Annotated in this window: 22 protein-coding genes; 14 read left to right on the plus strand and 8 right to left on the minus strand. The window is 68.0% G+C overall.

Annotation, left to right across the window (positions count from 1 at the left end):
* Nucleotide 1 precedes the first annotated feature (1 nt).
* Nucleotides 2-1,126 (plus strand): alkaline phosphatase family protein, encoded by a 1,125-nt coding sequence (locus tag EV653_RS09225; RefSeq protein WP_134100159.1) that lies wholly within the window; start codon nt 2-4, stop codon nt 1,124-1,126.
* Here EV653_RS09225 and EV653_RS09230 read toward each other — a convergent pair.
* The gene (locus tag EV653_RS09230; RefSeq protein ID WP_134100161.1) at nt 1,123-2,808 is read right to left on the minus strand and encodes a S8 family peptidase; all 1,686 of its coding nucleotides are present in this window, start codon (nt 2,806-2,808) and stop codon (nt 1,123-1,125) included. The genes EV653_RS09225 and EV653_RS09230 overlap by 4 nt on opposite strands.
* Before the next feature lie 56 nt (nt 2,809-2,864).
* On the opposite strand from EV653_RS09230, the gene EV653_RS09235 reads away from it, so the two are divergent.
* Nucleotides 2,865-3,518, plus strand: a complete 654-nt coding sequence (locus EV653_RS09235; RefSeq protein WP_134100164.1) for a thymidine kinase — start codon at nt 2,865-2,867, stop codon at nt 3,516-3,518.
* Nucleotides 3,519-3,594: 76 nt separating this feature from the next.
* The gene (locus EV653_RS09240) at nt 3,595-4,410 is read left to right on the plus strand and encodes a sulfurtransferase (protein ID WP_134100167.1); all 816 of its coding nucleotides are present in this window, start codon (nt 3,595-3,597) and stop codon (nt 4,408-4,410) included.
* Between the two features lie 58 nt (nt 4,411-4,468).
* Here EV653_RS09240 and EV653_RS09245 read toward each other — a convergent pair whose 3' ends face one another.
* Nucleotides 4,469-5,389, minus strand: coding sequence for a quinone oxidoreductase family protein (locus EV653_RS09245; RefSeq protein WP_134100169.1), 921 nt, complete (start codon nt 5,387-5,389; stop codon nt 4,469-4,471).
* 85 nt (nt 5,390-5,474) lie between these two features.
* Between EV653_RS09245 and EV653_RS09250 the strand changes: the two genes are divergently transcribed.
* The gene (locus EV653_RS09250) at nt 5,475-5,873 is read left to right on the plus strand and encodes a MarR family winged helix-turn-helix transcriptional regulator (protein WP_202871520.1); all 399 of its coding nucleotides are present in this window, start codon (nt 5,475-5,477) and stop codon (nt 5,871-5,873) included.
* A gap of 73 nt (nt 5,874-5,946) precedes the next feature.
* Nucleotides 5,947-7,002, plus strand: coding sequence for a DUF4185 domain-containing protein (locus tag EV653_RS09255; protein ID WP_202871521.1), 1,056 nt, complete (start codon nt 5,947-5,949; stop codon nt 7,000-7,002).
* Here EV653_RS09255 and EV653_RS09260 read toward each other — a convergent pair.
* Together EV653_RS09260 and EV653_RS09265 are read right to left on the minus strand one after the other, a co-directional pair.
* A complete protein-coding gene (locus tag EV653_RS09260) occupies nt 6,999-7,463 on the minus strand; it encodes a GNAT family N-acetyltransferase (protein WP_134100174.1) in 465 nt (154 codons plus the stop codon). The genes EV653_RS09255 and EV653_RS09260 overlap by 4 nt on opposite strands.
* A 24-nt stretch (nt 7,464-7,487) precedes the next feature.
* Complete coding sequence (locus EV653_RS09265) at nt 7,488-7,859, minus strand: VOC family protein (RefSeq protein ID WP_134100177.1); 372 nt, start codon at nt 7,857-7,859, stop codon at nt 7,488-7,490.
* A gap of 185 nt (nt 7,860-8,044) precedes the next feature.
* Here EV653_RS09265 and EV653_RS09270 point away from each other — a divergent pair, with 185 nt between their 5' ends.
* The 7 genes from EV653_RS09270 to EV653_RS09300 are packed head-to-tail and all read left to right on the plus strand — an operon-like array spanning nt 8,045 to nt 15,260.
* Nucleotides 8,045-9,436, plus strand: a complete 1,392-nt coding sequence (locus EV653_RS09270; RefSeq protein ID WP_134100180.1) for an ABC transporter substrate-binding protein — start codon at nt 8,045-8,047, stop codon at nt 9,434-9,436.
* A 4-nt stretch (nt 9,437-9,440) separates the two neighbouring features.
* On the plus strand, nt 9,441-10,355 hold the full coding sequence (locus tag EV653_RS09275) for a carbohydrate ABC transporter permease (protein WP_134100183.1): 915 nt from the start codon (nt 9,441-9,443) through the stop codon (nt 10,353-10,355).
* Entirely contained in the window at nt 10,352-11,236 is an 885-nt protein-coding gene (locus tag EV653_RS09280; protein ID WP_134100186.1) for a carbohydrate ABC transporter permease, read from the plus strand. Before EV653_RS09275 ends, EV653_RS09280 begins: the two co-directional genes overlap by 4 nt.
* On the plus strand, nt 11,233-12,108 hold the full coding sequence (locus tag EV653_RS09285) for an NAD-dependent epimerase/dehydratase family protein (protein ID WP_238159648.1): 876 nt from the start codon (nt 11,233-11,235) through the stop codon (nt 12,106-12,108). Before EV653_RS09280 ends, EV653_RS09285 begins: the two co-directional genes overlap by 4 nt.
* Nucleotides 12,109-13,374, plus strand: a complete 1,266-nt coding sequence (locus EV653_RS09290; protein ID WP_134100189.1) for an enolase C-terminal domain-like protein — start codon at nt 12,109-12,111, stop codon at nt 13,372-13,374. It begins immediately after the preceding gene.
* Nucleotides 13,375-13,431: 57 nt separating this feature from the next.
* Nucleotides 13,432-14,706 carry an ROK family transcriptional regulator gene (locus tag EV653_RS09295; RefSeq protein ID WP_134100192.1) on the plus strand — a complete coding sequence of 425 codons (1,275 nt, stop codon included), beginning with the start codon at nt 13,432-13,434 and terminating at the stop codon, nt 14,704-14,706.
* Nucleotides 14,703-15,260: a GNAT family N-acetyltransferase gene (locus EV653_RS09300; RefSeq protein WP_134100195.1), complete on the plus strand. Its 558-nt coding sequence runs from the start codon at nt 14,703-14,705 to the stop codon at nt 15,258-15,260. The genes EV653_RS09295 and EV653_RS09300 overlap by 4 nt, the downstream gene beginning before the upstream one ends.
* A gap of 96 nt (nt 15,261-15,356) precedes the next feature.
* Here EV653_RS09300 and EV653_RS09305 read toward each other — a convergent pair whose 3' ends face one another.
* From EV653_RS09305 to EV653_RS09315, 3 genes are all read right to left on the minus strand, one after another.
* Nucleotides 15,357-16,445 carry a Gfo/Idh/MocA family protein gene (locus tag EV653_RS09305; protein ID WP_134100198.1) on the minus strand — a complete coding sequence of 363 codons (1,089 nt, stop codon included), beginning with the start codon at nt 16,443-16,445 and terminating at the stop codon, nt 15,357-15,359.
* Nucleotides 16,446-16,452: 7 nt separating this feature from the next.
* Nucleotides 16,453-20,247 (minus strand): discoidin domain-containing protein, encoded by a 3,795-nt coding sequence (locus tag EV653_RS09310; protein ID WP_134100201.1) that lies wholly within the window; start codon nt 20,245-20,247, stop codon nt 16,453-16,455.
* A 126-nt stretch (nt 20,248-20,373) separates the two neighbouring features.
* A complete protein-coding gene (locus EV653_RS09315) occupies nt 20,374-21,492 on the minus strand; it encodes a tyrosine-type recombinase/integrase (RefSeq protein ID WP_134100205.1) in 1,119 nt (372 codons plus the stop codon).
* A 127-nt stretch (nt 21,493-21,619) separates the two neighbouring features.
* Here EV653_RS09315 and EV653_RS09320 point away from each other — a divergent pair, with 127 nt between their 5' ends.
* Nucleotides 21,620-22,774 carry a hypothetical protein gene (locus EV653_RS09320; RefSeq protein WP_134100210.1) on the plus strand — a complete coding sequence of 385 codons (1,155 nt, stop codon included), beginning with the start codon at nt 21,620-21,622 and terminating at the stop codon, nt 22,772-22,774.
* Nucleotides 22,775-22,921: 147 nt separating this feature from the next.
* On the opposite strand, the gene EV653_RS09325 is transcribed toward EV653_RS09320, so the two are convergent.
* A complete protein-coding gene (locus tag EV653_RS09325; RefSeq protein ID WP_134100213.1) occupies nt 22,922-23,734 on the minus strand; it encodes an NAD(P)H-binding protein in 813 nt (270 codons plus the stop codon).
* Between the two features lie 67 nt (nt 23,735-23,801).
* Between EV653_RS09325 and EV653_RS09330 the strand changes: the two genes are divergently transcribed.
* Nucleotides 23,802-24,185 (plus strand): winged helix-turn-helix transcriptional regulator, encoded by a 384-nt coding sequence (locus EV653_RS09330; RefSeq protein ID WP_134100216.1) that lies wholly within the window; start codon nt 23,802-23,804, stop codon nt 24,183-24,185.
* Nucleotides 24,186-24,264: the final 79 nt, after the last annotated feature.

Genomic DNA, 24,264 nt, shown 5'->3' on the forward strand with positions numbered 1-24,264 from the left:
CGTGATCGTCCCGGTTTCCCCGCAGTACGGCGGCGGATCGCTCGCCGACGTACTGCCGTCGGTGGCCGGTGCGCTGTCGGTCCCGGGGGAGACGAACGTCCTCGGCCTGCCCGCCGCCCCGCGGTACGCCGTACTCCTCCTCGACGGCCTGGGGTGGAACCTGCTCCAGCGGTACGCCGAGGCCGCGCCGTACCTGTCCTCGCTGATCCCGGCCGGCCGGAGCCTGACCGCGGGCGTGCCGTCGACCACTGCGGTGAGTCTGACGAGCCTCGGCACGGGACTGCCGCCGGGCGCGCACGGCATCGTCGGCTACACCTCGATCGTCCCGGAGACCGGCGACCTGCTGAATGCGCTGGCCTGGGATGCCCCGGTCGACCCGCGGCGCTGGCAGCCGCACGGCACGGTCTTCGATCGGGCAGCCGCCGCCGGCGTCGCGACTCGCAACGTGAGCAAGGCGCGGTTCGACTCGTCCGGTTTGACGGCCGCTGCATTCCGGGGGAGTGCGCACCGCGGCGCGGACACGGTCGAGGACCGGCTGGACGCGACCCGGTTCGCGAGTCGCGAGGGGAAGTCGTCGCTTGTCTACGTGTACGACTCGCAGCTCGACTACATCGGCCATCAGCAGGGCTGCGACTCGTGGCAGTGGCAGAAGGAGCTGTCCGCGGCTGACGACTTCGCATTGCAGGTCCGCTCGGCGTTGCCGCGTGACGCCGTGCTGCTGGTCGTCGCTGATCACGGCATGATCGACATCGCGCCCGAGCATCGCGTGGACGTCGACCTCGAGCCGGCGCTGACCGACGGCGTACGAGTCGTCGGCGGTGAGTCCCGTTTCCGCCACCTGTACTGCGTTCCCGGCGCCGAGCTCGATGTCATCGCGACCTATAGCGAACGGCTCGGTGACAAGGCACTCGTCTTGTCGCGCTCGGATGCGATCGCCCGCGGCTGGTTCGGGCCGGTCGAGGATCGGGTCGCGCCGCGCCTCGGTGACGTCATCGTCGCGTCGCTGGGTCCGGTCGCACTCGTCGCATCACGCCGGCACGCCCAAGAGGCGAACCTGATCGGTCTGCACGGCTCGCTGACCGCCGACGAGATGGAGATCCCACTCCTCGTCGACGCCGGGCGCTAGAAGCTCCAGACGTCCCAGTAGAAGCTGGTCTGCGCGGTCTTGGCCTGGCCGTCGCGGGCGATGACCGTGACCTTGTAGCGACCCGCGCCGGGCGTCAGGACTCCTGTGATCCAGCCGCGTTCGGGGTCGATGGACAGGCCGGGCGGAAGGCCGGCGGCCGAGTAGCTGATGTCGCCCGAGCCGCCGGTGCCCTTCATCAGCAACGGGATCGCGGGGACGCCGCCGACACCGATCTGCTCGCTGGGTTCGGTGATGGCGATCGCGCCCCGCGGCTGGGCCGGCGCGGCTCCGACCGCCTCGGCGGCGTCGACGAGACCCTCACCGTAGAACGAGTTGTTGGCTGTCGGACCCACGCATTCGCCGGTCGCGCCGGGCGGGCAGGCGAGGTCGTTGGCCTGCTGGGCGAGTCGGGCGCGGACCTCGGCGGGTGTGAGCTTGGGGTCGACGCTTCGGAGCAGCGCGGCGACACCGGCAACGTGCGGCGACGCCATCGACGTACCCTCGAGGATCTTGTAGCCGCCGCCCGGCACCGTCGAGTACACGTCCTCGCCCGGGGCGGCCAGGTTGATCTTGTTCACGCCGAAGTTCGAGAACTGCGACTTCACGCTGCTCGGATCGACGGAACCCACCACGACCACGTCCGGGAGCTCGGTCGGCAGGCTGATGCAGTCGTTCGTGACGGTCCGCGGCGCGGCGGTAGAGTCGTCCGGGCTGGAGTCGTCGCCGGACTTGTTCGCCAGGTCGTAGTCCTCGTTGCCCGCCGCGGCCACGTTCACGACGCCCTTGCTGTCGGAGTACGCGACGGCCCGGCGTACTGCCTCGGCGATCGCCTCCTGGTCCTTGTCGCTCGGGCACAGGAACAACCACGGGTCCACGTAGTAGCTGTTGTTCGTCACCGAGACACCCTTGTCGGCGGCGAACATGAACGCGCAGACCGTGTTCTCCGGGAAGAACAACTGGTTGCCGGCCTCGGCGATCCGGATCGACGACACCTTCACGCCGGGCGCGACGCCGATCATGCCGACGCCGTTCTTCGCGCCGGCGATCGTGCCGGCGACGTGGGTGCCGTGCTCGCCGACCGGACGCCAGGCGCCTGGCCGGGTGTCGACCTTGCCGTACGCGCAGGACGCCGACTTCGACGCGTCGAAGTTCGCCTTCAGATCCGGGTGCTGGTCGTCCACGCCGGTGTCGAGTACGCCGACCGTCACGTTCTTCGAGCCCTGGTTCTTCTGCCAGGCCTGGTCGGCGCCGATCTGCGTCATGTCGGCGCGATCCGTCTCCGGAGCCGTCGTCGCGGTTTCCGGTACCGCGGACGGGATGGCCGGATTGCCGACATCGGCCGGGAGATCCGTGGTCCGGGTGGCTCCGGCCTTCTCGACACCGGCGACGTCGCGCATGTTCGTGACGAAGTCGGGAGCCGTCGAGTGGGCCACGATCACCCCGATGGCGTCGTACGTCGCGTAGACCGTGCCGCCGTTCTGGGTGACGGCCCCGGTGACCTTTCCGGTCTGATTCGGTTCGGTGATCACGAAGTACGCACGCAGCCCCGCCTCGGCCCGGACCGGCGTCGCACAGGCCGGCAGAGTGGCGCTGACGACAGTCAGACAGGCCGCGACGATGAGAAGCAGAGCTTTGCGCACGATCCATTCAAACCGCACCGAGCCCCAGAACCAAAGCGGCACCGAACGACACCCCCCGAGGTGCGGCCCGCACCGCTGACTTGGCAGGATGATCGCCCGTGGCTGAGCTGCTCTATTTCACCGGGACCATGGACTGTGGCAAGTCGACGTTGGCCCTTCAGATGGATCACAACCACAAGGCGCGGGGACGGCTCGGCCGGATCTTCACCAGCCATGACCGGGCGGGTGAGTCGGTGCTCTCGTCGCGGCTCGGGCTGTCCGCGGACGCGGTCGAGGTGCGGGCGGAGTTCGACTTCTGGGACTACGTGGTCAACGAGCTCACCCAGGGCGGACGGATCGACTACGCGGTGTGCGACGAGGCGCAGTTCTACAGTCCGCTGCAGATCGAGCAGCTGGCCCGGCTGGTCGACGAGCTGCAGATCGACGTGTTCTGCTTCGGGATCCTGACCGACTTCCGGGCGACGCTGTTCCCGGGTTCGGCCCGATTGGTCGAGCTCGCCGACCGGATGGAGCTGCTCCAGGTCGAGGCGTTGTGCTGGTGCGGTGAACGGGCCACGCACAACGCCCGTACGATCGGTGGGGAGATGGTGACCGAGGGCGAGCAGCTGGTGGTGGGTGACATGGTGACCCGCGACCTCGAGCCGGCGTACGAAGTGTTGTGCCGCCGGCACCACCGCCGCCGGCTCACCCAGGCCCGCGCCCGCGCCACCCTGTCCCCAGAGGTCCTGCCGTTCGGAGGAGCTGCTTCATGAACGAGCGCAGCGAGTTCATCAAAAAGTACAGCGCGGACCGTGCCTCATCCGCGCCCGGAGCGAAGCGAGGACGTGGATGAGCCCGTTGATCACCGTTGACGAACTGCGCGCGCTGTCGCCCGTGCTCGTGGACGTGACGTGGAATCTCGCGGGTCCGCCCGGCAAGGAGGCATACGACGCCGGTCACCTGCCGGGCGCGTACTTCGTCGACCTCGACACCGAACTCGCCGGCCCGCCCGGCCCCGGCCGCCACCCGTTGCCCGACGCAACCACCGTCACCGCGACGTTCCAGCGCCTCGGCATCACGTCCGCGGACACCCCGGTCGTCGTGTACGACGCCGCGAACGCCATGTCCGCCGCCCGCGCATGGTGGATCTTCCGGTACTTCGGTTTGACCGACGTACGCGTCCTCGACGGCGGACTCGCCGCGTGGAAGGCCGCCGGGGGAGAGGTCACCGCCGGAGCACCCGCCGACGGAGCCGGCACGTTCGTCGCAACTCCCGGCCACTTGCCCGTACTCGACGCCGACGGCGCGGCCGAGGCCGCTGCGAAGGGCGTCCTGCTGGATGCCCGCGCTCCCGAGCGCTTCGCCGGTGAGGTCGAGCCCATGGACCCGGTAGCCGGCCACATCCCCGGCGCCACCAACGCTCCGACAACCGCGAACGTGGACGAAACGGGACACTTTCTCCCCGCCGCCGACCTCCGCGCCCGCTTCGAGAAGCTCGGCGTCACACCGGACGCCGAGACCGCCGTCTACTGCGGCTCCGGCGTGACCGCCGCCCACGAAGCCCTGGCCCTCGAATCCGCCGGTCTACCCTCCAAGGTCTACATCGGCTCCTGGTCCGAATGGATCACCGACCCGACCCGCCCGGTAGCCACGGGCAAGAACTGATTGGCTACCAGCCCACCGGACCGAGCCCCCTGTTCGCACCGGTGACGAGCGCCGTGAGTCACGGGATCAGCACCACTCGGACGCCGGGACGCGGCGGCTCGGTCCAGGCGTGCTGGACGTCTGCGAGTGGGACTGTGCGTGGGGTGATATCGAGGGCTCCGGAGGTGATCAGGGTGGCGAGCTCAGGGAGTTCGGCGAGGATGTCGCGGCCGGAGACGGAGCCTTGGCCGCTGCCGATGATCGTCAGCGCAGCGGCCCTCAGCAGGTTCGACGGGAGCGTCAGCTCACGGGCGGCCATCGAGCCGATCTGGATCCAGGTCAGCGGTTGGGCGCGGTCGGAACGCGCGTGGAGGATGGCGGACATCGCCTGCTCGGTCGGCTCGCCCCAGAGATAGTCGAGGACCACGTCGACGTTGGCGGCGGCCTCGGCGACAGCATCGAGCGTGACCGCCTCATCCGCGCCCAGGGTCGTGAGCAGTTTCAAGCGGGCGGAGTCGCGGCCTGCGCCGATGACCTTGGACGCGCCCAGGTGCTTGGCGATCTGTACGGCGAGTTGTCCCGCGTTCCCCGTCGCGCCCAGGACGAGAACGGACCCGCCCTGGAAGTTCGCGCGTCGCCGGAGCGCGACCCACGAGGACATCGCCGGATTCATCCCGGCCGCGACCGCCACCGGATCGGTGCCCGCAGGCAGTACGACGGCACGCCGGCGATCCACGGCCGCCCGCTCCGCCATCGTGCCGACCGCGTTGTCATCGGCAACGAAGTACAGCAGATCGCCGTCGGCCGTCCGTGCGACCCCGTCGATACCGGGGACCATCGGCAGGGAGCCCTCCGACGTGTAGTGCGTCCCGTTCGCCGCCGACCGCACCCGCGGATGGAGGCCAGCGGCAACCACCTCGACGACATCGGGTCCGGCCGGTTCGGGGAACACGTCGTACGTCGGCGGTTCGTCGAACGACCGCACCACGGCTGCGTACATCAAGCACCTCACAAAGTAGTTTGTCTCGCGTACTACCGTGCGAAGATAGTTTGTGCCACGTATCACGTCAACTAGACTCGGGAGCGTGAACACCGTGGACGCCCTCGTGCAGCTGTCGTTCCAGGTTCAGCGGATCCTGGCCGCGGTCGGCGCCGAGCACGACCTGTCGATCATCCAGATCCGGCTGCTCGGGATCCTCCGTGACCGGCAGCCCGGCATGCTCGAGGTCGGTCAGCACCTCGGGCTCGACAAGTCCTCGATCACCGGCCTGGTCTCGCGCGCCGAGAAGCGCGGCCTCGTCCAACGCACGCCGTCGCCCCACGACGGTCGCGGCGTACTCGTTGCACTGACGCCGGCCGGTCGTCGCCTCGCCGAACAGGGTGAAATGCAGATCACCCGCCGGATCACCGAGCTGACCAAGGTGCTGAACGCGACCCAGCGCAAGGAGTTCACCCAGCTGGCATCCGTGCTGCTCAACCCTTGACACAGTCGCGTTGCTGCGCGAGAGTCAGAAATCGATTTCCCGCACTCCTTCCAACCGCCCCTGGGAGCTAGCGATGATGAAGCGGTCCACGTTCCTCCGCGCCGCGTTCGGCGCCGGCGTTCTCGCCGCCGTACCGTCCAGCGCCTTCGCGGGCACCCAGGCCGTGCTGACGAACAAGGTCGCCGACCTGACCGGGCCGGGCCTCACCGACCGGTTCCGGATGGCGGCGACCGACCTCGGCATTCCGGCGCGTACGCCGGACGGGCGCCTGCTGTTCATGTTCGGCGACACGTTCGAGCAACCGGCTGTCGGTGGAGGGTGGTGGCGATCGCCGGTCGCGCTGTGGTCCACGACGACGGATCTGAACAGCGGCGTGAGATGGTCCGGCGCCGTCGGGGGAGACGCGGCGCAGCAGCTGTGGGACTACCCGCACGACAATCCGACGTTCTCGACCGTGCTGCCGTCGGATGTGATCACGATCGGCGGGTCGATGTACCTGCACGCGATGGTGAACAAGGGCCTCGGCAACGTGGTGTGGACCGAGATCTGGCGGTCGGACAACTCGGGCGCGAGCTGGTATCACACCGGCGCGAAGTTCGACCCGAACCTCGACGGTGGGCTGTTCCAGCTGCTGACGTGGGGGCTCGGGAACGACGGGTACGTGTACGTCTACTCGACCGGTTTCCAGCGCGACAAGCCGATCATCCTGAAGCGTGTCCGCGCCGACCAGATCGCGAACCCGGCGGCGTACGAGCCGTGGGGCTACCGCGACGGGGTGTGGGCGTGGGGGAACCCGGCGACGCCGATCCTGACCGGGAGCTTCGGCGAGATGAGTCTGCGCCCGCTCGGCGGCAAGTGGGTCCTGACCTGGTTCAACGCCGGCGACTACCGCATCGACGGCATCATCACGGACACGCCGACGTCGAACCTCTACACGGCGTACCGCCAGACGCTCATCTACGGCGGCAACTGGGGCTCCGAGGACGACAATCACGTGGCGCAGCTGTACGGCGGTTACGTCATCCCCGGATCCACCTTGTCCGACATGCATTTGTCCGTGAGCCAGTGGAACACAGCCAACGGCTGGCCCTACCGCGTGATGCAGTTCCGCGTCCGCGGGTTCGGCTAGAGGTCGAGCACCATCGTGTCCGACGTACCGACGACGCCGACCTTCACGAACCCGAGCGACTCGTAGAGCTTCCGCGCCGGGTTGTCCGGATCAACACTCAACGACAGCCGCTGGTACGACGCCGCGCGGGCCTGCGCGATCAGCTCGGACAACACGGCCCGCGCCACACCCTGGCGACGATGCGCGGGGGAGACCCCGAGCGTGATCTCAGGAACGTCGTCCGCGACGTACCCATACCCACGCAGCAACCGGGCCCAGGTGGCCCCGGCCTGTACGCCGTCCACCTCCGCAACCACCCCGAAGTCCGTCTCCCGCGGCCAGTCGGCGAGATACTGCCAGGCGTGCTCATCCGCCCGCACCTTCGCCTCGTCGTACCACGGAGTCCCGTCCCAGTTACATGCTTCAAGCAACATCTCGGTCAGGAACGGAAGATCGGCGGCGCCCGCCGCTCGCAGCTGCATGCGCCCATCCTCACCTCCACGGGTTCACCGCGGCCCGGCGACCCCGATCAGATTGCCCTCCGGGTCGGTGAACTGCCCGACCACCAACTTCCCCGGCACGCCGTCCGGCCCGAACACGCGCCGGCCGCCAAGCCCTTCAGCCTGCTCCAGGGCAGCGCCGACATCGTCGACTCCGACGTAGAACAAGACCTTCGCCGGCAGCGAGGCGCCACCGCCGACACCTCCGTTGAGGCCGGCAACCGAAGCCTCGACAAACCCGTACTGCCCAGCCTCCGACACCGCCGCAGACACGGTGTCACCAACCGCGAACGTCCAGCCGAAGAGTTCCGCGTAGTAGTCCCGCAGCCGCTCCGGCGAGCTGCCGATGATCTCGAAGTGCACAACCTGGTTAGCCATCTGTTCCTCCTTCTCGCTGGGTACGTCGGCGCCGCCGGGGAGGTCTCGACATGTTGCGCAAGCGTTATCGCACCAATGGCCATCAAGGTCTTGAGTTAGTAACACGCTTGGTTTAACTTACTCGGGACCTGGCCGGTGTGTGGCTCAGAGCGCATCGGCGGCATCCGGAAACCTGAGGAGTTCCGATGACGAGTGTGAGCAGGTGGGGCCGGTTGGGGACTGCCCTCGGTGTGGCGGGGCTGATGCTCGCGGCCGGCTGTGCGAAGGGCACGACGCCGTCGTCGTCCGGCGGGGCCGGCGGCGACGTCGACCAGAACGCGCCGGTCACGATCACGATCGGGGACCGTCCGACCCCGGACAAGCCGAACGACATCAAGGCGTTCGACCAGAAGATCAAAGACTTCATGGCGAAGAACCCGAACATCACGGTGAAGTCGACCGAGACCGCCTGGCAGGCGCAGACCTTCCAGGCCCAGGTGGCCGGCGGCACGCTGCCGACGGTGATGAACATCAGCTTCACCGAGCCCGCCAACATGATCCCGAACAAGCAGCTCCCCGACATCACCGACGAGCTGAAGCTGGTCGACCTGACCAAGGACCTGAACCCGAACGTCCTGAAGATCGTCCAGGACGCCAACGGCCGGATCTACGGCGTACCGACCGACGTGTTCTCGGTCGGCCTGGCCTACAACCGCAACCTGTTCAAGCAGGCCGGTCTGGACCCGGACAAGCCGCCGACGACGTGGGACGAGGTCAGGCAGTACGCCAAGCAGATCCACGACAAGACCGGCAAGGCGGGCTACGCGCAGCTGACCACCAACAACACCGGTGGCTGGATGCTGACCACGATGACCTACAGCATGGGCGGCACGGTCGAGAGCCAGGACGGCAAGAAGTCGACCTTCAACGACGCGCCGACCAAGAAGGCGCTGCAGCTGCTGAAGGACATGCGCTGGACCGACAACTCGATGGGCAGCCGGTTCCTGTACAACCAGGAGGAGGTCCGGCAGGACTTCGCGGCCGGCAAGATCGGCATGGTCCTGCAGGCGCCGGACGCGTACGACATGAGCGTGAAGCAGTTCGGCATGAAGCCCGCAGACTTTGGTGAGGGCGCCCTGCCGCAGGACGGCGGCCCGCACGGCACGCTGACCGGCGGCTCGCTGAAGATGATCAGCCCGAAGGCGACCAAGAACGAGATCGTCGCGGCGCTGAAGTGGATCAAGTTCGACCAGTTCGACAAGTACACGACCGAGTCGGTCGCGGTGCAGGACGCCAAGACCACGATCGCGGACAAGGGCTTCGTCGGCCGTCCCGGCATCACCCCGCTGAGCCAGTCGACGTACGACCAGTTCAACAAGTGGCGTGAGCCGTACGTCAACGTCCCGGTCAAGCAGTTCCAGGGCTACATCGACTCGACCACGTCGCTGAAGCTGCTGCCCGAGCCGTCGAACAAGGGCCAGGAGGTCTACTCGCTGCTCGACCCGGTAGTCCAGCAAGTGCTCACCAAGAAGGACGCGGACATCGACAAGCTGGTCAGCGATGCCGCCGCGAAGATCGACGCGCGTCTGGCGCGGTAGCCACATGTTCCAGCAACGAACGCAGAAGTCGAGCCGGAGCGTTACCACTTGGTACCGCTCCGGCGGGCTCAGCAGCATCTTCTTCGCTCTGCCCCTGGTGCTGATCTTCCTGTACTTCTCCTGGGGCCCGATCGTCCGCGGCCTGGTGCTCAGCTTCCAGAAGAACAACCTGGTGGCCCCGGCCGAATGGGTCGGGTGGTCGAACTTCAGCTACGTGCTGACCGATCCGCAGCTCCCGCAGGCGGCGCTCAACACGCTGTACTTCGCTTTCCTGGCGCTGATCTTCGGATTCCCGGTGCCGTTGTTCCTGGCCGTGTTCATCAGCGAGCTGCGCAAGACCGGCTGGCTGTACAACGTGTTGTCGTACCTGCCGGCCGTCGTACCGCCGGTGGCCGCGATCCTGCTGTGGACGTTCTTCTACGACCCGAGCGGGGCGGGCGTCTTCAACTCGATCCTCGGCTGGTTCGGGATCGGGCCGTTCGCCTGGCTGAACTCGCAGACGCTCGCGATGCCTGCCATCGTGCTCGAGGCGACCTGGGCCGGCGCGGGCGCCACGTCGATCATCTACCTGGCGGCGCTGACCGGCGTACGCACGGAGTTGTACGAGGCGGCCGAGCTGGACGGGGCGGGGATCTGGAGCCGGGTCTGGCACGTCACGCTGCCGCAGATCCGCGGAATCATCCTGATCATGATGCTGCTGCAACTGATCGGGACGTTCCAGGTGTTCACCGAACCGTTCCTGTTCACCGGCGGCGGTCCGAACAACGCCACGCTGACGGTCCTGCTGCTGATCTACCGGTACGCGTTCATCAACGGCGACTTCGGCGCCGCGACCGCGCTGAGCGTGCTGCTCGCCGGGGTCCTGTGCGTGCTCTCGGTCGTCTACCACTTCGTCACTCGCCGCTGGAGTACGACATGAGCATTTCCGAGCGCGGAATCATCTCGACAGCCGACCGGCAGCGCGGCCTGATCCGCTACGGCCTGCCGGCGATCCAGGTGCTCATCTTCGTCGGCGTGCTGGTCGCCGGCGTCGGCCCCCTGCTCTGGCTGCTCAAGTCCGGCGTCTCGACCAGCCAGGACATCCTCAGCGGCCCGATGCAGCTCTGGCCATCAGGCATCCAGCTGAAGAACATCCCGGATGCCTGGAACCGCGTGCAGATCGGCGCGTACCTGGGCAACACGGCGTTCATCGCGATCGGCTCGATGATCTCGACGCTGTTCGTCTGTACGACGGGAGCCTTCGTGCTGAGCATCCTGCGGCCGAAGTGGGGCCCGGTCGTCACCGGCGCCGTGCTCGCGACGCTGTTCCTGCCCGGTGTCATCTCGCTGGTCCCGCTCTACATGACCGTCCTGGACATGCCGCTGCTCCACGTCAGCCTGCAGAACACCTTCTGGGCGGTCTGGCTCCCGTCGGCGGCGAGCGCGTTCAACGTCCTGATCATGAAGCGGTACTTCGACTCGATCCCGCGCGAGCTGATCGAGGCGGCCCGGATCGACGGCGCGAGCAACCTGCGGCTGTTCACGGCGCTGATCCTGCCGCTGTCGAAACCGATCGTCGGCGTCGTCGCGCTGCTGACCGTGATCGGTTCGTGGAAGGACTACCTCTGGCCGCTGCTGGTGCTGCCCGACCCGACGCTGCAACCGATCTCGGTCGCCCTGCCGCGGGTGGCCAAGACCACAGAGATCTCGCTGCAGATGAGCGCGCTGTTCCTCGCGGTTCTGATACCTGTCGTGCTGTTCTTGTTGTTCCAGAAACAATTCCTGCGTGGTGTGGGAATGGCGGGAGGCATCAAAGAGTGAGTGAACTGAACGGCCGGCGCGTGCTGGTCACGGGGGCCGCCGGCCGGATCGGGCTGGTCACGGTCGAGCACCTGAACGACCTGGGTGCGAAGGTGACCGCCCTGTCGAACGTCGAGCACCCGGACCTGAAGGCGGACCGGGTGCTGATCGGCGACACCCGCTCCGAAACCGATGTCGCCCGGGCGCTCGAGGGTGCGGAGTACGTCGTCCACCTGGCGGCGCTCGCGCATCCGTCGGCCGGTACGCCGTACGACGTCTACTCGATCAATGTCGTGTCGACGTTCAACGTGCTCGCGCAGGCCGGCGCGCTCGGCATCGACCGGGCGGTGATCGCGAGCAGCATCAACGCGACCGGCGTCCCGTTCAACCCGCACGAGATCCGCCAGCCGTACTTCCCCTGGGACGAGAAGGCGCCGACCGACGTCGGCGACTGGTACTCGCTGTCGAAGCAGAACGACGAGAACACCGCGCGGATGGCGTGGCGCCGGTGGGGTATCGACGTGGTCTCGTTGCGGTTCCCGCATGTGAACTCGCCGGACGTGCTGGAGCGGATGGCCGAGCATGCCCGGGTGAAGCCCGAGAGCGGACTGCGCGAGGCCTGGAGCTACCTCGACACCCGGGACGCGGCGTACGCCGTGGAGCTCGGGCTGACCGCGCCGTTGTCCGGCGCCCACACGTTCTTCGTCGCCGCTGACACCACCAACGCGCCGTACGCGACCGAGGACCTGCTCGACGCGTTCGCGCCGGACGTGCCGCGCACGCGGCGGTTCATCGGCCGCGAGGTGCCGATCGACCTGACCGCCATCCGGACCGTGCTCGGCTTCGGGGCCAAGCACGAACTCGACCTACCCACCCTTCCCCTGGAGTCCTGAATGGCTCAGCACAGTCCGACGAACTTCGACCAGCCGTGGCCCGTCCGCGACGACGTCCGGATCCGCGAGGTGAAGGCGATCGTCACGGCACCGCAAGGCATCCCGCTGGTCGTCGTGAAGATCGACACCACCGAACCCGGCCTGTACGGGCTCGGCTGTGCCACGTTCACCCAGCGGTGGAAGGCGGTGCAGACGTTCGTCGACGAGCACCTGTCCCGGCTGCTCGTCGGGCGCTACCCGGGTGACATCGGCGACCTGACCCGACTGGCCGGGTACTCCGGCTACTGGCGCGGCGGACCGGTCACCAACAACGCGATCTCCGGCATCGACCAGGCACTGTGGGACATCGCCGGCAAGCGCGCCGGGATGCCGGTGTACGAGCTGCTCGGCGGCAAGGTCCGCGCCGCCGCGGACACGTACATCCATGCCAGCGGCAAGACGATCGAGGACACCATCGAGCACGCCCAGAAGCTGATCGCCCAGGGCTGGCGCCACATCCGGCTGCAGATGTCGACGCCGGGTGGTGGCGGGTACGGCGCTCCGCGGGTGCCGACGCTCTACCCGGATGCGCCGTACCACAACGGCTGGTCGGCGCGGGACTACCTGCGGACGACGCCGGAGCTGTTCGCCGAGGCCCGGCATGCGCTGCCGGACAACATCGAGCTGCTGCACGACGTCCATTCACGGCTGACGCCGAAGGAAGCGGTGCTGCTGGCTCGGTCGCTGGAGCCGCACCGGTTGTTCTTCCTCGAGGACGTGCTGGCGCCGGAGCTGTGGGACCGGCTGCCCGAGGTGCGGGCCGCGTCGCCGGTTCCACTGGCTGTCGGCGAGCTGACGACGTCGTTCGGCGACGCTGTTCGGCTGATCCGGGACGGCGGTGTCGACTTCATCCGGTCGCATGTCTCCGACATCGGTGGTCTGACCCCGGCTCGTAAGCTGGCGGATCTGGCCGAGATCTCCGGCGTACGGACGGCGTGGCACGGGCCGGGCGACACCTCGCCGATCGGAGCCGCGGCGAACGTCGCGCTCGACGTGAGTTCTGTTGCCTTCGGCATCCAAGAGGGTCACATCTACGACGACGCCGTCCACGAGGTCTTCCCCGGGACGCTGCGGATCGAGGACGGCTGGCTGCGGCCCAACGAGGCGCCGGGCTGGGGTATCGACATCGATCTGGATGCGGCGGCCCGTTATCCCGCGCAACTGTCCGGACACGACGAGTGGGCAGCGGGGGTACGACGCATCGACGGAGCGCTGGAAGCGCCGTAAACAGGCACAGTGCGCAGTACGATCGCGGCTACTCGAGGTGAGACCGGGGAGGTGGAGATGAACGATTCGGTGGACGACCTGGCCGAGCTCGAAGGCCTGCGGCGGGCCGGCGCGAACCAGTACGACCTGGGTTCGTTCAACGAGGCTGTGATCATCGAGACGATCCGGCTGGCCGGCACCATCAGCCGGACCGAGATCTCCCGCCGGACCGGTCTCACCCAGCAGTCGGTGTCGCGGATCCTGCGCATCCTCCTCCAGCAAGGGCTGCTGGTCGAGGAGGCGCAGGAACGCGCCGAACGACTCGGGAAGCCGCGGACGCCGGTGCGGATGCGGTCGAACGCCGCGCACGCGGTGGGGATCCACATCGACCCGGAGCTGCTGACGGTCGCGGTCGTGGACCTGGACGGGAAGATCGTGCGGCGCGAGACCGTCGATCTCGCGGACGGTCTCGAGGCCGGCAAGCTGATCGATCTGACCGCGGCGACGGTGACCGCGGCGTTGAGCATCAGCCAAGTCGATCCCGCCTCGATGCTCGGCGTCGGCGTCGCCGTACCAGGGCCGATCGACAGGGACGGCTCGCTGCTCGCGCTTCCGCTGCAGCCTGCCTGGCGCGGGCTGAAGATCCGGAAGTTGCTGCAGGAGCGGCTGAACCACCCGGTGCTGGTGGAGAAGGACGGTACGGCGGCCGCGATCGGCGAGCGCTGGATCGGACGGTCCGCGCGGGCGCGGGACTTCGCGTATCTGTATCTCGGTACGGGCGTCGGCAGCGGGCTGATCCTGAACGGGTCGATCTATCGCGGCGGTTCGGCGAACGCGGGTGAGTTCGGGCAGATTGCGGCGCTGCGGATGGGGGAGTGGGACCCGGAGGACGGTCCGCGGATGGTCCCCGAGTGCAATCCGACGGCCTCGTTGCCGGTGATCGCGGCCGAGTTCGGGTACGTCGAGACCGATCCGGGCGCGACCGATGAGGCCAAGCGGTACAAGGCGGTGTGCAAGGCGGCCGCGGAGGGCGACGCGGCTGCGGTGAAGGCGGTCACGCAGGTGGCGCGGGTGGTCGGGCAGGGCGCGGTCGGGTTGGTGGATCTGCTCGATATCGATCTCGTGGTGCTCGGCGGACCGGCGTACATGAAGGAGATCTCGGAGATCTTCCTGACCGAGATCGGGCGTGCGGTGAACGCGCATCCGGTGGCTCGGGAGACACGTCCGGTTGCCGTTGAGGAGTCGATGTTGCAGACCGATGCGGCCGCGGTCGGAGCGGCGTCGACGATCTTCCACGACGCCTTCACCCCTCGCGTGTCGGGCTCCAGCCAGGCACGTAGGCTGCCGAAGTGATTGAAGCCCGCTCGCTGACTTCCGACGTACAACTCCGGATCGCTACCCTCGAGGACGCTGCCGCGCTGGCGGACGAGTACACCCGGTCGTGGGACCACTTGTCGCCGTGGGAACCGGCTCGGCCCGACAGCTGGTTCACTGTTGCCGGCCAGCGAGAGCGGCTGGCGAGCACGCTGGAGCGCTACAAGAACGGTCAGGTCGTCCCGTGGCTGCTGGTCGAGTCCGACCGCGTCATCGGCGCCTTCACACTGCAGGACGTCGTCGCCGGACCATTCCGCAGCGCGAGCCTCGGCTACTGGCTGGCCGCTGACGTGACTGGTCGGGGCCTGGCCACACTGGCCGTCGAGGCGGTCGCCGAGCTCGCGGACACCGAGTTCAAACTCCACCGCATCGAAGCCAGCACCCTGAAGAACAACATTGCCTCCCAACGCGTCCTCCAACGCACCGGCTTCAACCAGATCGGCTTCGCCCCCACCTACCTACACATCGGCGGCCTCTGGCAGGACTGCAACCTCTACCAACGAATCCTCAACAACCGAGCCCCCGGCGCCTAATCCCGGCCTTGGTGGGTATGCCCACCACACTGCGGGTTGGCCAACATGGTTCCGGTTGGCCAACCCGGCATGTGCTGGGTATACCCACCAAACGTGTCAGCTGGGGGGTAGGCCTACTCCTCGGGAGACCTCGACGTCGTCGTATTTGCCTTCGAGGACGTCCTCGAACTTCACCGGGCGTTGGAGGGTGGAGGCGATGTAGACGGCGCGTACGAGGGCCAGGGCGTTGATGCCGTCCTGGACGGTGATGGCGGGCTGGTTGCCTGCGGCGATCGCCGTCAGGATGTTGTCGTACTGCGCCTTGTGCTCACCGGGATCGCCAACGTCGACCGACGCCTCGTCCGTCGAACCGTCGACGTTCAGCCGGCTCAAGCGATCGTCTTCCACCTCGGCGCCGCCCTCGGTGCCGTGGACCGAGACCCGCGTCCGTCCACCCGGGAACGCCGCGGTCGTCGCGTGCAGCGTGCCGACGGCGCCGTTCTCGAAGGTGATCGTCGCGACGACCGTGTCCTCGACCTCGATCGCGTGGTGCGCGGCCCGCAGCGCCTGCGCCTGGATGCTGACCGGGCGGCCCATGAACCACAGCACCAGGTCGGCGGTGTGCACGCCCTGGTTCATCAGCGCGCCACCGCCGTCCTGCGCCCACGTCCCACGCCAGCCGGCGGACGCGTAGTACTCGTCGCTCCGCCACCAGGCGACCGTCGCGACGCACGACGTCAGCTGCCCGAACCGGCCGGCCTCGATCGCCTCCTTGATCGCAGCGCTGCCGGCGTCGAACCGGTGCTGACTGATCACCGACAACTGCACGCCCTGCCCCGCGGCCCGGGCGGCCGCCGCACCGAGGCGGCGCGCCCGGCCCAGGTCGACGTCGATCGGCTTCTCGACGACGACGTGCTTGCGCTCCTTCAGTGCCTGCTCGGCCATTTCGGCGTGCATGCCGCTCGGCGTACAGATCGCGACGAGCGAGATGTCCGACCCACTCAGCGCCGCGGTCAGGTCGTCGTACTGCTTCGGCTCCGGCTGACCGGCCTCGGTCAGCTGCGCCAGCACCGCCTCCCGGGCGGCGGCGTCCGGGTCGACGAGTGCGGTGACGATCGCGTCCGGCCGTTCCGCGATGGTCGCCGCGTGACGCTTGCCGATGATGCCGCAGCCCACGATCGCGACCTGCTGTTGTGTGTCAGCCATCTCGCTCCTACTGGAAGTTCGCGGACAGAACCTGGTCCGTGCTGACGGTGAAGGTGTACGACGGCGCTGTCGACACCACGGTCCCGTTCACGGTCCAACTCTGGAAAACGCTATCCGATGATGGCGTCGCCGTCACGGTCACCTGCGCGCCGACCTCGTACTTCCCGGGCTCGGACTCGTTCCCGGCGATCTTCACCGTGCCGTTCCCGCCGGCCTGCACCGAGACGCTGCGCTGGACGACGTTGATCACCATCACGTTGTGCAATGTCGCCGTACCGCTGAGCGTAGCCCCGTTGTAGCGGGCGAGGTTGGTCGCCTCGACGTCGCCGCTGACCACCTGGATCGTGTGGCCGTCGGTCCCCAGGTTGTCGGTCCCGAGGTTGAACGCGTCGACCTGGCCGGAGTTCACCACCAGCCCGTCGTGGAACCCGTACGCGAACACGTCGAGCAGCGTCAGCCCTTGAGCCCCGTCGACGGTGACGATCTTGGCCGTCTTGCGCATGTACTTGTCGATGACCAGCTCGAAGATGTTGCCCTCGTTCATCCAGTACGGCTGCTGGTACCCGACCCGGGTGACCGCGTTCCCGTTCGAGAGCACGCCCTCGACCCGGCCGTTGCGCCCGGCCCCGATCGAGATCGCGTGGTCGAAGAACGCGCCGGCGACCTTGCGTACGACGACGTCGTCGCCGCTGAGGTCGATCCCGTCCCAGGCGTTCGGGAAGCCGGCGTTGATCACGTAGTTCCCACCGGCGATACCACGGATCGCGTACGGATACGGCACGACGCCGTTGGCCGGATTGTTCTCGGGGTAGAACACCCGCAGCCCACGTACTCCGGCCTGGCTCTTGAGTGTGATCAGCGCGGTCTCGGTGCTCCGCTCGAAGGCCTGCAGAACGGTCCCGCCGCTCGCGCCGCCCTGGTCCCGGTTCGGTACGGCGGACGCGCCGCGCAGCTCGACCTTCGCCGGAACCGACAGGTGCGTGCTGATCCGGTACCAGCCGGCCGGCAGGTAGACGATGCCGCCGCCCTCACGTCCGGCGCGATCGAGCACCTTCTGGACGTCACGGGTCGCATCGGCAGCGGGTAGATAGCCGACCCCATGCGGCGCATCCACGACGTACAGCTTCTGCACCGGCTTGGGCAGCGGCTTCTGGTCATACGTCGGTGCCGCGCCGGACATCCGGTGGACGATCCCGGAGACCACGCCGCTGACCTCGGTGCCGGTGATCTTCACGTAGCCGGCCGAGTTGTTGGTGATCCCTCCGTCGACATGTCCACCGGCCAGGGTCAGGCCCCACCGGTCGTCCATCACGTCGACGAGCAGCCCGGTCCCGGTCCGGCGTACGTCGGGCTGGAGGAAGCTGCCGGTGAACTGCGCCCGCTGACCCGCGACGACGTGGATGCCGACCAGGTAGTCGGAGACACTGATCCGGTAGAACTGGTCCCACTCGAGGTCGCCGAGGACCAGACCGGTGCCGTGCGCCCGGGTCCAGGCGTCCAATGCCTGCCGTGCCGGCGGGTTGAAGGCCTTGGGCGCCGACGACCAGGACGAGTTGCTGAAGGCAACGTTCTCCCAGGTGCCGACATCGGCGCCGTTGTAGGCGCGGGCGCCCTCGAACAGCACCGTGCCGTTCACGTTGCGGATCGTGGTCGACTCGTGCACCTGGCCCGAGCTCGGCGCGTTGCCGTGATCGTTCGGCATCGTGCTGACGCCGATCCCGCGGTAGGAGTTGAGCATGGTGACGTCGGAGACCGTCGACATCATGTAGTTCTCGTTGCCGATCCAGGCGCCGCCGGGGATCTCGAACGTGTAGCCGTACGGGACCGGCTTGGTCGCGCTCTGGTTCGGGTAGTACGTCGTGACGCCGAGGACGCCGGCGCTGCCGCCGATCCGGAACAGGCTCGGCCCGTCGTCGCCGGAGGGCAGATCCGCGATGATCACCGTACCGGTCCCGAGCTTCTGACCGTGGTCACCACGGAGGCTGCAGAACGCGTGGACCTCGATCGTGTCGGTCACCTTGTACTGTCCGGCCGGCAGCCAGACCGTGCCGCCGCCCGCGTCCTGACAGGCGTAGATCGCTTGCTGGATGGCCTTGGTGGAATCGCGTCGGCCGGTGCGGTCGGCGCCGTACTGCGTCGCGTCGAAGTCGGCGATGACGCCGTCCTCTGTCGGGTTGCCGGTCTGCACCAGCTTCGGCATCGGGGTGACGACCGGTGTGAGCCGGAGCTGGAGCTCCTTGACGATGAACGAGTTGGCGCCGGTCATCGCGACCCGCACGTACCGGGCGCTCGTGGTCGCGAACCGGGTCCGGCTGATCTGGTTCCCGCCCGGCGATCCGATCCGGCCGACGCTGGTGAACTTCTTGCCGTCGTTCGACACCTGGACGGTGTAGTCGGGGGAGTAGGCCTCGGCCCATTCGACGCGTACGTCGTTGACCGGCCGCGGCTTGCCCAAATCGATTTGCAGCCACGAGTCAGCGCCGCCGGTCCACGACGTGCTGTCGTCTCGGTCGTTGACGGTCGCGGCCGGTCCGTTGCTGGCCGTCGCCTTACCGCTCGGAGCGAAGTTGGTGTCCACGATCGACGCGGTGAAGGCATCGAGCTTCGCCTGCAGAGTTGTGAGCGCAGCCTTGACCTGTACGTCGGTGACGCCCGGAGTGGAGGCGACCGCCTGAGCGTCGTCGATCGCATCCTGCAGCGTTGCTCGGCTGCCGACCGGATACTGGCCGTCGCGCGTACCTTCGCGGGCAGCCTTCTCGGTCCGCGTTGCCTGACCGATCAGGTCCACGAGTCCTTCGGTGACGTCGAGCGTGGTCGCGACCTTCGCGACGCGGACCGCGGCAACCTTCAGGTCGACCGATCCGTCGCCGTTGTGGATCCGGAAGTCGCCGCCGTTCGAGCGGTTCGTCATCACTGCGTCGGGCAGCGCGAACGTGTACGTCTTCCAGGTCTTGGTGTCGCCGTACCGGATCACCTCGGAGTTCTTGAACTTCTGCGGAATCGTGTCGCCGGGGGAGTCGTAGTGCAGGCCGAACTGGCCGTTGCCCTCGTCGAAATAGTCGATGCTGACCAGCACCAGGCTGTGGTTGTCGTACAGGTAGGTGTCAGCGACGTTCATGTAGAAGAAGTTCGTCCCCGGCGACGGCGCGGTGTGGTCGGTCTGCCAGTACGCGCGACCGTCCTGTACGCCGGTGATCAGGTGCGACGCGTCGTCGCCGGCCCGCGGGCTGATGCCGTTCTGCACGGGCGTCGCGCCGAGCTGGACCGATGCGCCCGCCGTACTGATCCGCAGGCTCGCGATCGTGATGTCGGCGCCGGCTCCGAAGACGCGGACGTCGGCGTCGCCGAGGCGGTTGGTGAATCCGATGCCGGTGAGCGAGAAGACGCCGGTCTTCCAGGTGCCGGTGTTGGTCAGCTGGATATCGGTCGCGTCCTGCTGCGGGTTGGCCTTGGCGTCGTACTGCAGGTCGAGGAGGCCGGTGCCACTGTCGAGATAGGTCACCGTCACCAGGACGTCGTCGGTGCCGATCTCGTCCACGTAATCGTGGTCGACGTCGAACTCGAGGTAGCCGGTGCCGGCCGCCTGGTTCGTCTGCCAGTACGTGCGGCCCTGCTCGGTGCCGGTCCGCAGCCCGGCCGGGTCGTCGCCGGCGGCGGGCTGCACGCCGAGGGTGGTCGGGGTGGGGCCGAGATCGGCGCCGACCCCGCTGGGATACATGGTGGCGGCGTGCGCCGTGGGGACGGCGATCACACCGGTGAGAAGCACGGTGGGGAGAACCCGCGCGAGGACATGTCTGAGCATGCTGGAACCTCCAGGTGGCGGACCGGAAGGACAGGCGAGAGCAGCTGCGCGGATAAGTTAAACCAAGCGTGTTACTAATTCAAGACTCTGGCCTCTGACAGCCGACGGAGTCCACGATGGAACTCGTCAGGTTCGGCCAGGGGACTTGACGTGGTGGGGCACGGCCGTCATGACCCGACCGAGGTCGTCGGTGAGAGCGGCGACCCGCTCCGCGCGGCCGTCGTCGTCGATGTAGACCATGACCGTGCGGACGTCCGCGTGGCCGGACAGCTCCTGCAGATCCTCGGCACTATGGCCGCGACGCTTCTGGTCGGTGATCGCGGTGGCGCGCAGCGAGTGCGGGCTGACGCTCTCCGGGCGAGGGATCCCGGCGGCTCTGGCAAGCCTGCGGAGCAGGCGGGTGACATCATGTCTGTCGAGCCGATCGCCCGTGGCATCGGTGAGGAGTGGGGCCGGCCCCGCACCGGTCCAAGCGGGTCGCGCCGCGCGGTACGCATCGAGAAGCTCGGCCACCGTGGGCTCGAGTGGTACGCGGACGGCCTTTCCGCCCTTGCGGGTGACGACGAGCCAGGTACGTCGTCCCTCGTCGTGGCAGTCGGCATCGTCGGCGCCGCAGAGTTCCGAGACTCGGAGAGCGGCTGTGTACAGCAGGCCCACGATCAGGGCGTCGCGCACGTCCGACGCGGCACTGAGTAATGCTGCGACCTGATCAGCGTCCAGGACGCGCGCCGACGTCGCACGGCGGCCGCGGTGGAATTTCGGCCGGTGGTCGTCGTCGGAGATCGGCGACGTGACCGGCAGGCCCCACCCGGCCGCGTACCGGTACAGGCTCGACAACGTCGACAGCCGACGCGAGATGGACGACGATGCGGCGCCCGCCTCCTGCTGGTAGGTGAGCCACATCGTCACCTCGCCACGATTCAGGTCGAGGCCGAACCGCTCTCGACCAAGCTCCGCGCGAGCCCAGTCCGCCCACAGCAGGAGGTCGTCGGCATAGGCGACCCGGGTGTCCCGGCTCGGCCGCCTGGTCCCGCCGAGCCAGAGCACGACCAGGGCAGTCACCTGCGGCGTGAGCGCTTCCATCAGCAGGTCGAGGCGGTCAACCGGATCCGCGCCTGAGTCGTGCAGCGGGCGGCGTCGTCCCAGGGACCGGCGTACGGCGCCTTCGGTCGCGGGATCTGGCTGTGGCAGCTCCGCGATCGCCTCTGCAGCGCGAAATTCGAGGGGGATCGGGGCATCTTCCACGGAAAACACACTAGCGCATAACGGGGATTATGCGCTAGTTAAATTCGGTTTAGTTACGTCTAAAGACATTGACGTAAACCAAACGTAAAGCTCTACGTTATGAACGAAATCGGGTAGGGTGATGACTATGACGACGGAGACGGAGCCCGGAGCGCGGTCCCGACAAGGGCTGTGCGACTTCCCTGGGGTGAGCTGTGCGAACCCGAAGCAGGTCGATCCCGGGACGCCCGGACGCCCGCCGAAGTACTGCGGCCGGGAGGGCGCGGGCGTCGACGGAAAGCCGGTGGTGCACAACAAGGCCAACGCCTGGGCCGCTAAGAACCGGCTGGCACGTCAACCGGTTCGCAGTGATGTCGCCGGAGCCGGCTCTGGCCCGGCCGGCGCGCCGGCGATCGGACCGGTGACGGCAGCCCGAGTGACGCTCGAGCAGTTGATGAAGGGCAACCTGCCGCGCCTGGTCGAGGAACTGGAGGGCTACCTCGCGCAGATCGCGGAGGCGGTCCGCACGTACGGCGACGCGGAGGCGGTCGCGGCTGAGGTCGAGCAACTGCAGGCGGCGTCGCGAGCAGAGCTGGCGGACCTGGAACGGCTCCGAGGTCAGGAAGAGCACCGCCGTCGTAAGGCGGAACAGCAAGCGGTGGAAGCCGAGGACGCTCGCGAGGAAGCCGACGAGGCCGCCCGGGATGCCGTCGCGGCGCTCGACGAGGCTCGCCTCGAGGTAGCCGTGGCCAAGGAAGCAGCGGAACAGGCTCGAAGAGACGCCGAAGCCGTCCGGGAGAGAACCGCCGCCGAACTTGCACAGCTCCGGCAAGAGCTCGCCGACGTCCACGAAGCCGCGGCTGGAGAGCTGGAGCGAACCCGCGCCGAAGCTGACCAACGGATACGCGACGTCCAGACAACCGCTGACGAAGCACTCCGCCGGGCGCGCAGCGAAGCCGAAGCTGCGCGAGCCGCTCAGGCTGCGGCCGAGACCGACCGCCAGTCCGCGCAACTGACGATCGACGAGCTACGCACCGAGCTGCACCAGGAACGCGAACGCCACCGCGCCGAGCTCGAGGCCCTGCGAACCGAACACCGAGTGGACCGCGACCAACTACGAGCCGATCACCAGTCCCGACTGGCTGACGTGAAGAAGGCAGCCGAAGACCGGTTCACCGCCCTGACCGCGGCCCACCGCGCTGCCGAACAGGTAACCGAAGCGCTACGCCACCAACTCCAAACCCGGCCCGAACCCCCACCCGCCAACCCGGAGGAAGCTCCCGTCACCGCGCCTACCACCTGAGCCACCCAGGCCATACCCGCTGCGCCCACGAACCTCCGCCGGCCAAATGAACGGCTTGTCCGTCAGCCAGCTCGCGGGTACGGCGTCGAGAGGTGCGGTCGACTCGTCCGGTCAGGTGGCGTTGTGCTGCCTACCGGGTTGTGCTTCCTACCGGAAGGCCGCGGCGTTGCGGGTGACCCAGTCGGCGAAGGTTCGAGGTTGGCGGCCCAGGACCTTCTCGACGTCCGGGCTGACTGCTTGCTCGGCGGCGGTCGGGGCGCCGAGCACGTCGAGGGTGGCCTCGACGACGGGCTCCGGCATGAACCTGATCATGCCGGCACGAGCCTCTTCGCGGCTGAGTTCAGTGAACTGCACCGGCTGGCCCACGGCGGTCTCGATCACCCGGGCCTGCTCGCGCGGTGAGATTGCGACCGGTCCGGTCAGCGTGTGGATCGCTCCGGTGTGGCTGACCCCCGCCTTGTCCGAGCCGCGGAGCGCGGACGCGGCGACCTCGGCGATGTCCGCTGGATCGACCGTGGGCAGCGCGACGTCCGCGAACGGAGCGGCCATCGCACGCTGCGTGCGGACGGAGTCGGCCCACTGGAACGCATTGCTGGCGAAGTTGCCGGGCCGCAGGATCGTCCAGTCGAGGCCGGACCCGGTCACGGCATCCTCGTGGAGTGACGGATGACGCTTCGAGCCGACGCCCTGGGACGACAGCAGAACGACGCGGGGCACCCCGGCCGAGCGCACGACGTCGATGACGTCCTGGAGGTTGCCGCCGGCCATGAAGTCGGCGGAGGTGAGCAGGAAGACGGCTTTCGCACCGTCGAGTACAGGCTTGAGGGTTTCGGGTTTGGTCAGGTCGACCTGGTGCCCTTCGCCACGCCGCGAGACGGGTACGACGTCTTCGCCGACGGCGATCAGGGACTGGACGAGTGGGCGGCCTACGTTGCCGGTTGCTCCGGTGATCACGATCATGGTGAGGACGCTACTTGTCGTGGGATAGTAGGTACCTAGAGGAAAGTACTGGACGGAAGGCGGATGTGTGAGCGAGACCACAGCAGTTGAGCCGGTGCAGGCCTGTCCGATCGCGCCGGTGGTCGACCTGGTCTTCAGCCGCTGGACGACCCCGATCCTATGGGCGCTGAACGAGTACGGTCGTCAGCGGTTCGTCGAGCTCGAACGGCGGATCGGCGTGATCACCCCGAAGGTTCTGACCCAGCGGCTGCGGCAGCTGGAACGCGACGGCCTGGTGATCCGCGAGTACCACGCCGAGGTCCCGCCGCGCGTCGAGTACGAGATCAGCCCGCTCGGCCGCAGCCTCGCGCCGCTCTTCCACGCCCTAGCCGCCTGGTCCCCCAACCTGACGGAAGTCGAGAAGGCCCGCACCCACTTCGACACCACCCAACCCCCCAACCGCCGCCCCTGACCCCACCCCACCCCCCGCCCCTTCGCCCGCCCGAGCCCCCATCACGAGCGGATATCCGCTCGTGATGGGGGTTCTGCGG

Source organism: Kribbella pratensis, from assembly GCF_004365355.1.
Classification (GTDB): domain Bacteria; phylum Actinomycetota; class Actinomycetes; order Propionibacteriales; family Kribbellaceae; genus Kribbella.

What these genes read in the sequence shown, in the direction of transcription:
- EV653_RS09240 (WP_134100167.1), top strand. Translation starts at nt 3,595, where the DNA reads ATGAGCCCGTTGATCACCGTTGACGAACTGCGCGCGCTGTCGCCCGTG.
- EV653_RS09245 (WP_134100169.1), bottom strand. Translation starts at nt 5,389, where the DNA reads ATGTACGCAGCCGTGGTGCGGTCGTTCGACGAACCGCCGACGTACGAC.
- EV653_RS09255 (WP_202871521.1), top strand. Translation starts at nt 5,947, where the DNA reads ATGATGAAGCGGTCCACGTTCCTCCGCGCCGCGTTCGGCGCCGGCGTT.
- EV653_RS09260 (WP_134100174.1), bottom strand. Translation starts at nt 7,463, where the DNA reads ATGCAGCTGCGAGCGGCGGGCGCCGCCGATCTTCCGTTCCTGACCGAG.
- EV653_RS09265 (WP_134100177.1), bottom strand. Translation starts at nt 7,859, where the DNA reads ATGGCTAACCAGGTTGTGCACTTCGAGATCATCGGCAGCTCGCCGGAG.
- EV653_RS09270 (WP_134100180.1), top strand. Translation starts at nt 8,045, where the DNA reads ATGACGAGTGTGAGCAGGTGGGGCCGGTTGGGGACTGCCCTCGGTGTG.
- EV653_RS09275 (WP_134100183.1), top strand. Translation starts at nt 9,441, where the DNA reads ATGTTCCAGCAACGAACGCAGAAGTCGAGCCGGAGCGTTACCACTTGG.
- EV653_RS09280 (WP_134100186.1), top strand. Translation starts at nt 10,352, where the DNA reads ATGAGCATTTCCGAGCGCGGAATCATCTCGACAGCCGACCGGCAGCGC.
- EV653_RS09290 (WP_134100189.1), top strand. Translation starts at nt 12,109, where the DNA reads ATGGCTCAGCACAGTCCGACGAACTTCGACCAGCCGTGGCCCGTCCGC.
- EV653_RS09295 (WP_134100192.1), top strand. Translation starts at nt 13,432, where the DNA reads ATGAACGATTCGGTGGACGACCTGGCCGAGCTCGAAGGCCTGCGGCGG.
- EV653_RS09305 (WP_134100198.1), bottom strand. Translation starts at nt 16,445, where the DNA reads ATGGCTGACACACAACAGCAGGTCGCGATCGTGGGCTGCGGCATCATC.
- EV653_RS09310 (WP_134100201.1), bottom strand. Translation starts at nt 20,247, where the DNA reads ATGCTCAGACATGTCCTCGCGCGGGTTCTCCCCACCGTGCTTCTCACC.
- EV653_RS09320 (WP_134100210.1), top strand. Translation starts at nt 21,620, where the DNA reads ATGACGACGGAGACGGAGCCCGGAGCGCGGTCCCGACAAGGGCTGTGC.
- EV653_RS09325 (WP_134100213.1), bottom strand. Translation starts at nt 23,734, where the DNA reads ATGATCGTGATCACCGGAGCAACCGGCAACGTAGGCCGCCCACTCGTC.